This window comes from Rhodopila globiformis (assembly GCF_002937115.1).
In the GTDB taxonomy this organism is placed as follows: domain Bacteria; phylum Pseudomonadota; class Alphaproteobacteria; order Acetobacterales; family Acetobacteraceae; genus Rhodopila; species Rhodopila globiformis.
This window is the reverse complement of record NZ_NHRY01000172.1, coordinates 1-11138: the sequence shown is the minus strand read 5'-3', so window position 1 is coordinate 11138 and position 11138 is coordinate 1. Positions and strand designations below refer to the sequence as shown.

General features: G+C 66.2%; 8 protein-coding genes and 1 pseudogene. 7 read left to right on the top strand and 2 right to left on the bottom strand.

Annotation, left to right across the window (positions count from 1 at the left end; all coding sequences use genetic code 11):
* Positions 1 to 33: 33 nt before the first annotated feature.
* Positions 34 to 1212, top strand: a complete 1179-nt coding sequence (locus CCS01_RS16155; protein WP_104519818.1) for an acyl-CoA dehydrogenase family protein — start codon at positions 34 to 36, stop codon at positions 1210 to 1212.
* A 124-nt stretch (positions 1213 to 1336) separates the two neighbouring features.
* On the opposite strand, the gene CCS01_RS35270 is transcribed toward CCS01_RS16155, so the two are convergent.
* The gene (locus CCS01_RS35270; RefSeq protein WP_239992192.1) at positions 1337 to 2089 is read right to left on the bottom strand and encodes a hypothetical protein; all 753 of its coding nucleotides are present in this window, start codon (positions 2087 to 2089) and stop codon (positions 1337 to 1339) included.
* Positions 2090 to 2439: 350 nt separating this feature from the next.
* On the opposite strand from CCS01_RS35270, the gene CCS01_RS16150 reads away from it, so the two are divergent.
* The 5 genes from CCS01_RS16150 to CCS01_RS16130 all read left to right on the top strand — a co-directional run bounded on the left by CCS01_RS16150 (position 2440) and on the right by CCS01_RS16130 (position 7627).
* Positions 2440 to 3819 carry an ABC transporter substrate-binding protein gene (locus CCS01_RS16150; RefSeq protein WP_158258430.1) on the top strand — a complete coding sequence of 460 codons (1380 nt, stop codon included), beginning with the start codon at positions 2440 to 2442 and terminating at the stop codon, positions 3817 to 3819.
* Between the two features lie 4 nt (positions 3820 to 3823).
* Positions 3824 to 4756 (top strand): carbohydrate ABC transporter permease, encoded by a 933-nt coding sequence (locus tag CCS01_RS16145; RefSeq protein ID WP_158258429.1) that lies wholly within the window; start codon positions 3824 to 3826, stop codon positions 4754 to 4756.
* Complete coding sequence (locus CCS01_RS16140) at positions 4753 to 5646, top strand: carbohydrate ABC transporter permease (RefSeq protein WP_104519815.1); 894 nt, start codon at positions 4753 to 4755, stop codon at positions 5644 to 5646. Before CCS01_RS16145 ends, CCS01_RS16140 begins: the two co-directional genes overlap by 4 nt.
* A 125-nt stretch (positions 5647 to 5771) precedes the next feature.
* Complete coding sequence (locus CCS01_RS16135; protein ID WP_104519814.1) at positions 5772 to 7061, top strand: RsmB/NOP family class I SAM-dependent RNA methyltransferase; 1290 nt, start codon at positions 5772 to 5774, stop codon at positions 7059 to 7061.
* Positions 7058 to 7627: a GNAT family N-acetyltransferase gene (locus CCS01_RS16130; RefSeq protein ID WP_104519813.1), complete on the top strand. Its 570-nt coding sequence runs from the start codon at positions 7058 to 7060 to the stop codon at positions 7625 to 7627. Before CCS01_RS16135 ends, CCS01_RS16130 begins: the two co-directional genes overlap by 4 nt.
* Positions 7628 to 7834: 207 nt before the next feature.
* On the opposite strand, the gene CCS01_RS16125 is transcribed toward CCS01_RS16130, so the two are convergent.
* The gene (locus CCS01_RS16125; RefSeq protein ID WP_104519812.1) at positions 7835 to 8773 is read right to left on the bottom strand and encodes an ABC transporter substrate-binding protein; all 939 of its coding nucleotides are present in this window, start codon (positions 8771 to 8773) and stop codon (positions 7835 to 7837) included.
* A gap of 147 nt (positions 8774 to 8920) precedes the next feature.
* On the opposite strand from CCS01_RS16125, the pseudogene CCS01_RS35265 reads away from it, so the two are divergent.
* A pseudogene (locus CCS01_RS35265) lies at positions 8921 to 11035 on the top strand (putative bifunctional diguanylate cyclase/phosphodiesterase).
* Positions 11036 to 11138: the final 103 nt, after the last annotated feature.

Here is an 11138-nt window from a genome sequence, read left to right as displayed (position 1 = left end):
CCCCCCCCAAGCCCAACGGCAGGAGCCCCACCCATGTCCGACGAAACCCTGGTCGCCCTCGGCGAGGACTACCCCGACCTCCGCGACTCAGTCCGCAAAATCTGCGCAGCCTACCCCGGCAGCTACTGGAACGACCTGGAGGACCAGCAGGCCTACCCGACCGCCTTCGTGGACGAACTCACCCGCGCCGGCTTCCTCGGCGCGCTGATCCCGGAAGAATACGGCGGCTCCGGCCTGCCCCTGCGCGCGGCGGCGGTGATCCTGGAAGAAATCAACGCCGCGGGCTGCGTCGCCAGCCAGGGCCACGCCCAGATGTACATCATGGGCACCCTGCTGCGCCACGGCAGCGAGGCGCAGAAGCGCCACTACCTGCCCGAGATCGCCGCCGGCCGCCTCCGCCTCCAGGCGTTCGGCGTCACCGAGCCGACCACCGGGTCCGACACCACGCAGCTCAAGACCCGCGCCATCAGGGACGGCGACTCCTACCGCGTCACCGGCCAGAAGGTCTGGACCTCGCGCGCGCTTCACTCCGACATGATGCTGCTGCTGGCCCGCACCACGCCCGCAGACCAGGCGAAGAAGCGCAGCGACGGGCTGTCGGTGTTCCTGGTGGACATGCGCGCCAAGAACACCGGCCAGGGGCTGGAGGTGCGGCCGATCAAGGCGATGATCAACCACAACACCACCGAGGTGTTCTTCGACAACTTCCGCATCCCCGCCGACAGCCTCATCGGCCAGGAGGGCAGGGGCTTCCGCTACATCCTCGACGGCATGAATGCCGAGCGCATCCTCGTCGCCAGCGAGGCCGTCGGCGACGGCCGCTGGTTCGTCAGGAAGGCCACGCAGTACGCCAAGGACCGCGTCGTCTTCGGCGCCCCCATCGGCAGGAACCAGGCGGTACAGTTCCCCATCGCCCGCGCCTGGGCCGAACTGGAGGCCGCCGACATGATCTGCCGCCGCGCCGCCGCGCTGTTCGACGACGGCAAGGACTGCGGCGCCGACGCCAACATCGCCAAGCTGCTGGCGTCCGAGGCGGCGTGGAAGGCGGCCGACACCGCGATGCAGACTTTCGGCGGCTTCAGCTACGCCCGCGAATACGAGATCGAGCGCAAATGGCGCGAGGTGCGGCTGTACCAGATCGCGCCGATTTCCACCAACCTGATCCTGGGCTATGTCGGCCAGCACGTGCTGGGCATGCCCCGGTCGTATTGAATCACGCCCATTCCTGGACACCGTCCTCTGGCCGCGCGGGCCGGAGGCGGCATGTACGGCGCATGTCCTGATCGTGCGCCGGCATGGCCACGGTTCTCAAACCGGACACCACTCCGGAACGAAATCAATCCTTGCCAAGCGGCCTTGAAACGGTGAACACAGGCGTCTGAGGAAATATAGGAGAAGTAACCCCGACAAGCGGTGGCGGATGTACAATGATATCGGAGTTATGTCCGATAATCGGAGTGGTGGTCCCAATAATAGGAGAAGACGTTCCAATGATAGGCGACCGGGTGAACATTGGCGGCATCTGCGTGACGCCCGGACCTGCTGGCCTTGCCCGCGCCGCGCCGAACGGTGGTACAGCAGGGCGATCTGGGCCAAACCGCCTTTGTTGGTTGAAGCCGTAGGGATAACGTGAACCACTATACCCTGGACCATAGCCATAACCGGGATAGCCATAACCGGGATAGCCATAACCGGGATAGCCATAACCGGGATAGCCATAACCGGGATAGCCATAACCGGAGAAGCCGGAGGGATAGCGTGAACCACTAGATCCCAGACCATAGCCATAGCCGGGATAGCCATAACCGGGGAAGTCGGAGGGATAGCGTGAACCACTAGATCCCAGACCATAGCCATAGCCGGGATAGTTATAACCGGGGAAGCTGGAGGGATAGCGTGAACCACTAGATCCCAGACCGTAGCCATAACCAGGGAAGCCGTAGAGATCACGTGAACCACAATATCCCAGGCCATAGCCATAACCGGAATGGCCATAACCGGAATAGCCGTAGCCATTCCATCGTGCCTGTGTCGGCGTGCTTGCAATCAGCAGGCAACCGGCAATCAAAGTAACATACCTCAGCCGCATAATTAGCTCCTGCCAACAAACTTTAGCGGTTCTGCCTCCAATCATCAAGGCATCTCCTGCTACACAAGCACACGTTACTTCTGAAACAATCCCGTAATCACGCCGCCGTGTCGTCCAGGTCGAGGGTCTATCGCCCGGGCAACCCGGCCAGTCCCAGGCACGGAAAGTTGCGGCACCTTGCCCAAACGCAATCCGCCGCCGGGTTGATCCGTTACCTTCCGCCGCCAAGGTCCGCCGCAAAGCCAACGGCAACATGCCTGCGGAGCGACCTCCCGCAGGCACGCGGTCCGATGTGTGCCGCAGGGCCTCACACGGGCTGCACCAGGAACGGAACAGGAGGAAAGCAGCAGATGCACGGCGTGGTTCGACGGGATCTCCTGAAGACGGCGGCCGGCCTGGCCGCGTATTCAGCGCTGGGCCGCCCGGCCCTGGCACGCGGCCAGACCATCACCGTATGGTGGAACCAGGGCTTCTACCCGGCCGAGGACCAGGCATTCCACAACCTGATCGCCGCCTGGGAAAAGGCCAGCGGCAACACGGTCAACCTGACCCTGCTGCCCGGCCAGGCGCTGAACGAGAAGATCATTTCCGCCCTGACCAGCGGCGACGTGCCCGACCTGATGTACGCCGACAACGCTCCCGCCCAGATCGTCCCCCAGAACGCCTGGCACGATCGGCTTGTCGACGTCACCGACATCGTGGACACCCAGAAGCAGGCGCTCAGCGACACCGCCGTCCAGTCGGCGCAGTTCTACAATGCCGAGCAGAAGAAGCGCGCCTTCTACGGTGTGCCGTTCAAGGGCGCATCGCTGAATCTTCCGGTCTGGAAATCATTGATCGAGAAGGCCGGCTACAAGGTTTCCGACATGCCGCAGACCTGGGACGCCTTCTTCGACTTCTTCGAGCCCGTGCAGAAGAAGCTGCGCGAGAAGCGCATGCGGCACACCTGTGGCCTGGGCTATACCCTGTCCACCACCGGCGACGACCCGAACAACACGTTCAACCAGTTCATGGTGGCCTATGGCGGCGGCGGCATCGTCACGCCCGACGGCCAGTTGCATGTCAGGGACCCCAAGGTGCGGCAGGCGGTGATCACCACGCTGACCCGGCTGACCGACGCGTTCAAGCAAGGCTACGTCCCGCCCAGCGCGCTGAACTGGGGCGACCCCGACAACAACAACGCCTTCCACGCCAAGGAAGTCGTCATGACGCCGAACGATACGATATCAATATCGGTCGCCGTGATGCAGGACAAGGACGTCTATTACAACGAGACAATGAGCGCGCCGCTGCCCAGGGACAACGCCGGCAAGCACGTGCCCGCGCTGCTCGGCGTGGAACTCGCCTTCATTCCGAAGCAGGCGAAGAACGCCGATGCCGCCAAGGACTTCCTGCGCTTCCTGATCCAGCCCGCCAACCTGAACACCTACCTGAAGGAGGCAAAGGGACGCTGGCTGCCGGTGATGCCGTCCATCGTCCACAGCGACCCGTACTGGCTCGATCCGAAGGACCCGCACCGCTCGGTGGCGGTGAAGCAGGGCGTGGTCGACCCGACCCTGACCTGGTTCTATGTGCATAATCCGGCCTATGCCCAGGTGGACGCCGAGCACGTCTTCCCGGTCGCCGCCGCCGACATCATCAACGGCATGGCGCCCGACAAGGCCACCGACAAGGCCTTCGCCCGCGTCGAGGAAATCTTCTCGAAGTACCCGATCGGCCATCAGGCCTGACGTTATGGACGCCACGCCGCTCGATACCGCCACCGCTGCCCTGGCCCGCGGCCGGGCGCGGTTGCGCGGGGTGGGCCGATGGCGCTTCGGGCGCGGCGGCCCGCACGGCTCCGATACCGGCTGGGCCCTGGCGTTCCTGATTCCCTACGCCGCGGTCTTCGTGCTGTTCGTCGTGTACCCGGTGCTGTACGGCCTGTGGCTGGGCCATGCGCCATCCAGTTACCGGCAGCTGTTCGCCGATCCGGTGTATCTGAAGACGGTCGTCAACACGCTGATCTACCTGGCCATCGGCGTGAACCTGCACCTGTTCGGCGCGCTGATGCTGTCCGGCTTCTTCATGCGCAAGAACTGGCGGGTGCGCTCGCTGCTGCTGGTCTATATCCTGCCCTGGGCGGTGCCGGCGATCCCGACCTTCATCGCCTTCCACTGGATGCTGAACGGCGAGTGGGGCCTCATCAATAACGTCCTGTATGACGTGGCCAACATCAACGGGCCGTCCTGGCTGAACTACCGCTGGCTGGCCCTGGGTTCGTCGCTGGTCGCCTATATCTGGAAGTGGATGCCGTTCTGGACGGTGATCTTCCTGGCCGGGCGGATGGCGATCCCGCAGGAACTCTATGAATCGGCCGCCATCGACGGCGCGGTCGGCTACAAGCGGTTCACCCTGGTCACCTTCCCGCTGCTGGCCAACCTGTACCTGATCTGTACCCTGCTCTCGACGATCTGGACCCTGGGCGACTTCAACACGATCTACTTCGTCACCGGCGGCGGCCCCGCTCTGTCCACCCACGTGCTCGCCACCCTGGGCATCCGCGACGCGTTCGAGGTCGATAACCCGCAGCTCGGCATGGCGGCCGTGATGTCGGCCCTGCCGCTGCTGATCCCGCTGGTCATCGTGCTGATGCGCAAGCTGGCAAAGTCACAGGTGCAACTATGAGCGCGACCACCGCCGGACGCCTGCCCAGGCGCCGCTCCCGCCGCCGCCGGACCTGGCGCCGCGCCATCGGCCTGGCGGCGGAAACCATCGCCTGCCTGCTGATCCTGGTCTGGACGCTGACGCCGCTCTACACCATGGTTTCGGTCGCGCTGGAGCAGAACGATAGCATCTTCAGCGGCGACGTCTGGCCGGCGCATCCAACGCTGGCGGGATTCTGGACCGTGCTGACCGAGAACTACTGGTACGTGGCCCGGTTCTGGCACGAGATGGGCAACAGCCTGATCATCGGCCTCGTCACGGCGGTGCTGACGCTCGCCATCGGCACGCTGACCAGTTTCGTCCTCGGCCGGATGAAGCTGCGCTTCAGCTGGCTGGTCAGCAACGCCGCGCTGATGACCTACGTGATCCCGATGTCGTTCCTGGCGATCCCGTTCTACCGGGTGATGCAGAACTACGGGCTGTCCAACACCCTGTGGGCGGTGATCTTTGTTGAGGTCACCTTCGCCACGCCCTATGCCATCTTCATCTTCCAGCAATACGGCGCCAGCATCCCGATCGAACTGGACGAGGCGGCGCGCATCGACGGCGCCTCGCCCTGGGCCATCTACCGGCGGGTCTACCTGCCGCTGATGAAGCCGGCGATGGTCGCGGTCGGCACCTACGCGCTGCTGCTGGCCTGGAACGAATATCTCTACATGTTCCTGCTGCTGTCCTCGCCCGACAAGATGACGGTGCCGGTGGCGCTCGGCCAGTTCCTCAACAGCGACGAGGCGCCGTGGAACCTGATGATGGCGACGGCGGTGATCTACGCCCTGCCGCCGATTGTCATCTACTACGCCTTCCGCAAGCACATGAGCGCCGGGCTGACAATGGGCGGCGTGAAGGGATAATCATCCGTTTCCGCTTCGTTTGACGTGGCAAATCCGCGCCCGGGGGTGTATCCGGTCGCCGTCTTAGTTCACGCAACCACGGTGATTGAATTGCCTTCTTCATCGGCGGCCGGTGGTCTCCCGGCTTGACCCCCGCCGCCCGCATCGCGGCCGCCATCGACCTGCTGACCGTGGTCGAGGGCGCGCCGAAACGGCCCGCCGACGCCGTTGCCAACGATTTCTTCCGTTCCCGCCGCTATATCGGCTCCGGCGACCGCCGCGCCATTTCCGACCGCGTCTGGCGCGTGCTGCGCGCTCGCCGTCGGTTGGGCTGGTGGCTCGGCGACGCGCCCGCCACGCCGCGCCTGCTGGTGGCCGCCTCGCTGCTGCTGGAAGGTTGGGCGATGTCGGGCATCGCGCAGTCCTTCTCCGGCGGCCAGTTCGCCCCCCCGGCGCTCGACCGCGCCGAGCGCGCCGTCGCCGCCCGGCTGGAGGGCCACACGCTCGACCATCCCGCCATGCCCGACGCCGTGATGCTGGAGGTGCCGGACTGGCTGCTGCCCCGCCTGCAATCCCGCTTCGGCGCCGCCCTGACGGCCGAACTGGCGGCGCTGTCGGAACCCGCCACGCTCGACCTGCGCGTCAACCTGCTGAAAGGCGACTGCGACCAGGCGCGCGCCGCCCTCGCCGCCGAGGGCTGGGACGCGAAGCCGACGCCGTTCTCGCCCTGGGGCCTGCGCATCGAGGGCCGCCGACCCGTCACCGACGGCCCCGCCTTCCGCTCCGGCCTGATCGAGATCCAGGACGAAGGCAGCCAGCTCGTCGCCCTGATGGTCGGCGCGGCGCCGGGCATGCGCGTGGTGGACTGGTGCGCCGGCGCCGGCGGTAAGACGCTGGCGCTGGCGGCGATGATGCAGAACCGCGGCCAGGTCGTCGCCTGCGACGTCTCCGCCCCGCGGCTCGAAGGCGCGGTGCGCCGCCTGCGCCGCGCCGAGGTGCACAACGTCGAGCGCCACCTGGTGACCGCCGGCGACAAGTGGCTCAAGCGGCGGGCCGGGACGTTCGACCGCGTGCTGGTCGATGCGCCGTGCAGCGGCACCGGCACCTGGCGGCGCAACCCGGACGCGCGGCTGCGGTTGAAGGAGACGGACCTGTGCGAACTGTTACCGAAGCAGGCGATGATCCTGGATGACGCGCAATCTCTGGTTCGCAAGGGTGGGCGATTGGTTTACGCTACGTGCTCACTGCTGGAAGAGGAAAATGAGGCGCAGGTGAGTGGCTTCCTTCTTCGTCATCCCGAATTCGCGCTGGTCCCGCTTGCCCGCGCGTGGCCGTTGCCGCAACCTGCGCCGGGCAGCGGCGATGTCCTGTTCCTGACCCCGGCACGGCATCGCACCGACGGCTTCTTCGCGGCAGTTCTGGAGCGGGTTGCATGATTTCATTGCGCAAGGCGCGGGTGGCAGACGCGATTGCCATTGGCGCGGTGCATGTGGCAGCCTGGCGCAGCACCTATCCCGGCATCCTGCCGGATGCGTATCTCGCGAAACTGTCGGTCTCACGCCAGGCGGCGCATTATGACGCGGCGATCCGCGGCGGCACCGGCGTGATGGTCGCCACCGCCTCCGGCGTCGACGTCCCGCCCGGCAGCGGCCCGCGCATCATCGGCTTCACCACCGCGGGGCGGGCGCGGCACGCGGAAATCGGCGGCAAGCGGCTGGCCGAGGGCGAGGTCGAGACGCTGTACGTGCTGGACGACTGGCGCGAGCGCGGCGTCGGGCGGCGGCTGATGCGCGCCTCGGCCGCGCACCTGATCGAAATCGGCTGCAAGTCGGCGTTCGTCTGGGTGCTGCGCGACAATCCCAGCCGCTGGTTCTACCAAAGGCTGGGCGGCAAGCCGGTGGCCGAGGCCTACACCCAGATCGCCGGCCAGAAGATCGCCCAGACCGCGTTTGTCTGGGACCCGATCCAGCAACTGCTGGCAGCGTCACCGCAGGCGTCGTAGGCCCCGGACGTATCAGGACAGGGGGCAACTGGAGCAGGGTCCGTTCCCTCACCGTCATGGCCGGGCGTGTCCCGGCCATCTGCGCTTCAACAGTTGGGGGGTGGATGGCCGGGACACGCCCGGCCATGACGGTGAGGGAACGGACGCCCTGTCCTGATACGTATGGGGACGCGCCCGGCCCCGACGACAGGGAGACGATCCCCCCGATCAGGGGCCGTAGCGCCGCTCCAGCATCTGCGCGGCGTCCTGCGGCGTGTGCAGGTCCGTCGGGATGACGACCCACTTCGGATAGTCGCGCCGGCCATGCAGGTAGCCCTGCACCACGTCGAAGGTGTATTTGCCGATATCGGATTTCACCTCGACCGAGGCATTGGCGTCGCCCGCCAGCATGGCGCGGTAGATGTCCGGCACGCCATCCACCGAAATCGTCAGGATATCCTTGCCCGGGCGCAGCCCGGCGGCCTTCATCGCCTTGATCGCGCCGATGAGCATGGTGTCGTTGTGCGACCACACGGCGCAGACGCCCTTCAGCCGGTCCGTGCTGACGATGAAGTCCGTCATCACCCGCTGCCCGCTCTCCTCGGTGAAGTTGCCGCTCTCCGAGCGGATGATCCGCATGGCGGGGAACTGGGCGATGACGGCAGCGAATCCCGTCCGGCGGCCAATCGCCGGCGCCGAGCCGGGGGTGCCGCGCAATTCGACGATGGCACAGCGGCCGCGGCTGGCCTGCGCCAGCCAGGCGGCGGCGAGGCGGCCTTCCAGGTTGGTGTCGTTGCCGATGCGCGCAACGAACAGCGACGGGTCCGCGTCGACCGACCGATCGGCGATAAACACCGGAATGTGCGCGGCCTGCGCCTCCTTCAGCACCGGCGTCCAGCCGGTGACGACGACCGGCGCAATAATGATTGCGTCGACATGTTCCGCAATGAAACGACCTACTGCGGCGAATTGCCGATCGAGACTGCCTTGTGCGTCGTCGAACAGAAGGTTGATGCCGCGGGCCTTTGCCTCGGCCTTCATGTCGGCCGAAAACGCAGTGCGCCACTCATTCTCCGCGCCGACCTGGGAGAAGCCGATGGTTTCAGCCGATGCCGCCGTGGCAAAGGTCAGCAAGGCGGCAATCAGCCACCAGGCGAAGCGGAACATCTCGGTATCCCCATGGCAGGCCGGGCCGGGCGGCGCCGATCCGCCGGATCGACAAATATGCACACAACGAAACTATCGGCGCGCTAATAGCGTGGCAGGCTGCCGTCAGCCAGGAAATTTTCACGTGCAGTCAAAGATTCATGGACGATGCGTTGTTCGAACCTGTATAGCAACAGTTGCAACAACGGCGTGGCGCCCGGGTGGCCCGTGTTCATCTGCCGGCCGGGCATGTCCAATACAGACGGGATTCCAATGGCCGATACTGGCCAAACCTCATGGCCACAGTTCCGCCACCTGATTTCCTCGGGCCTGGCAAGGCTGCCGGTCCACGCGGCGGGCAGCGACGACGCCGCAACGACCAGCGCCACCGTGGTGCGGCTGATCAGCCTGCTCGCCGGTCTCGCCGCCATGACCATCGCCGTCATCGTCCCGATCGCCTGGTTCCTGGTGGCGGACGCCCGCCTGCGCGGCGAGGTTGAAGTTCAGGCCCAGCTCTATGCCGGCGACGTGGTGGAGGAAGCGCGCCAGAACCCGGCGTTCTGGAACGCGCTGGCGGATAGTTCCGTGCCGTTCGACCTGGACAACACCGACGTCGCTCGGCCGCCGGCCGCGGCCGACCCCGGCGCCAATGCCGAACGGTGGCGGGTGTTTTCCGGTTCCGGCCGCATCATCATCGAAACCGCGACGCCCGTCGCGCCCACCTGGCCCCTGCTGGCGGCGCGGTCGGCCGTCATAGACGGCGGCGCGCGTCTGGGTGAGGTGGACATCGCCCGCTCGTTGCGTCCGATCCTTGTCGTCACCGGCGTTCTTTCCCTGGCGTCCGCCGGTTTCGGCATGTTGCTGTTCTTCCTGCTGCGCATCCTGCCGTTGCGGCAATTGAACGAGGCGATCCGGCAGGCATCGTTCCTCTCGGCGCATGACCTGCTGACCGGCCTGCCGAACCGGCGGCTGTTCTACGACCGGCTGCAACAGGCCCTGTCCAACGCGCGCCGCGACCACGGCCGCGTTGCGGTCTTCTGTTTCGACGTCGATCATTTCAAGTCGATCAACGACATGCTCGGACACGCCGCCGGTGACGCAACGTTACGCACGGTGGCGACTCGGCTGTCCGCCTGCCTGCGTTCCAGCGATACCCTGGCGCGCCTGGGCGGCGACGAGTTCGCGGTGATCCAGACGGGGCTGCGCCGCACCGAGGAGGCCACCATCCTGGGAGACCGCCTGCTCGATGCGATGGCGCCGATGGTCGATCTCGGCGGCAGCCCGCGGCACATCGGCCTCAGCATCGGCGTCGCCGTTTCGGAAGCCGGCGCGCCTTGCCAGCTGGAAGAACTGATGAAGCGGGCTGATATCGCCCTGTACCAGGCGAAGCGGGAAGGCCGCGACCGGGTGTCCTTCTTCACCGACGCCATGAACGAAATGGTACATTACCGCTACGAGATGGAGGCCGACCTGCGAACGGCGATGGCGCGCGGGCTGCTTGCGGTGCACTACCAGCCGCAGGTGGACCTGGCGACCGGCCGGATGCTCGGCGCCGAAGCGCTGTTGCGCTGGAACCGGCCAGGCCACGGCCTGCTGAGCCCCGACAGCTTCATCGAACTGGCGTAAGACACCGGCCTGATCGTGCCGATCGGCCTGTGGGTATTGCGTGAGGCCTGCCAGCACGCCACCACCTGGCCCGAGCATATCGGCATCGCCGTCAACGTCTCCCCCGTGCAGTTCCGCCATCCGGTGTTCTGCCAGGCCGTCATCGAGATCGTTTCCGAGATCGGCCTGACGCCGTCGCGCCTGGAACTGGAGCTGGCCGAAGGGGTGATGCTGCAGAACACCGAGGCGACCCTGGCGACGCTGCAGCGGCTGCATGAGTTCGGCATCAGGCTGGCGATGGACGATTTCGGCACCGGCTATTCCAGCCTTGGCTACCTGCGGAAGTTCCGCTTCGACAAGATCAAGATCGACCGCAGCTTCACCGCCCGCGTCGACGCGGATTCGCATGCCGAGGCGATCGTGCGCGCGGTCATCGGCATGTCGGAGTCGCTTGGCGTTGCGGTCAATGCGGAAGGCGTCGAGAGCTGCGCCCAGGCCGAGGTGCTGCGCTCGCTTGGCTGCGTGGAGGGGCAGGGGTTCCTCTACAGCCAGCCGGTTCCGGGCGAGGTGTTCGATGCGCTGCTGTGGCAGGGCGAGAAGGCGCCGCAAAATCCATGCCGCGCGCCGGACCCGCCCGCGCTGCCGCTGCTCGCCCGGCCGGTGGACACTCATCCCTGACGCTGGAGCCTGCTGTTTTAGTCGTGCTGGTCTTGGGGGAGCAAGTTGGTCATTGCGGGCGTGGCGGGGCCGTTTCGTTGGATACGAGGGCGGTTGGGGTGGG

Excerpts from the sequence above, each read along its gene's own strand:
- CCS01_RS16155 (WP_104519818.1), top strand. The coding sequence starts at position 34 with ATGTCCGACGAAACCCTGGTCGCCCTCGGCGAGGACTACCCCGACCTC.
- CCS01_RS16145 (WP_158258429.1), top strand. The coding sequence starts at position 3,824 with ATGGACGCCACGCCGCTCGATACCGCCACCGCTGCCCTGGCCCGCGGC.
- CCS01_RS16150 (WP_158258430.1), top strand. The coding sequence starts at position 2,440 with ATGCACGGCGTGGTTCGACGGGATCTCCTGAAGACGGCGGCCGGCCTG.
- CCS01_RS35270 (WP_239992192.1), bottom strand. The coding sequence starts at position 2,089 with ATGCGGCTGAGGTATGTTACTTTGATTGCCGGTTGCCTGCTGATTGCA.
- CCS01_RS16125 (WP_104519812.1), bottom strand. The coding sequence starts at position 8,773 with ATGTTCCGCTTCGCCTGGTGGCTGATTGCCGCCTTGCTGACCTTTGCC.
- CCS01_RS16140 (WP_104519815.1), top strand. The coding sequence starts at position 4,753 with ATGAGCGCGACCACCGCCGGACGCCTGCCCAGGCGCCGCTCCCGCCGC.
- CCS01_RS16130 (WP_104519813.1), top strand. The coding sequence starts at position 7,058 with ATGATTTCATTGCGCAAGGCGCGGGTGGCAGACGCGATTGCCATTGGC.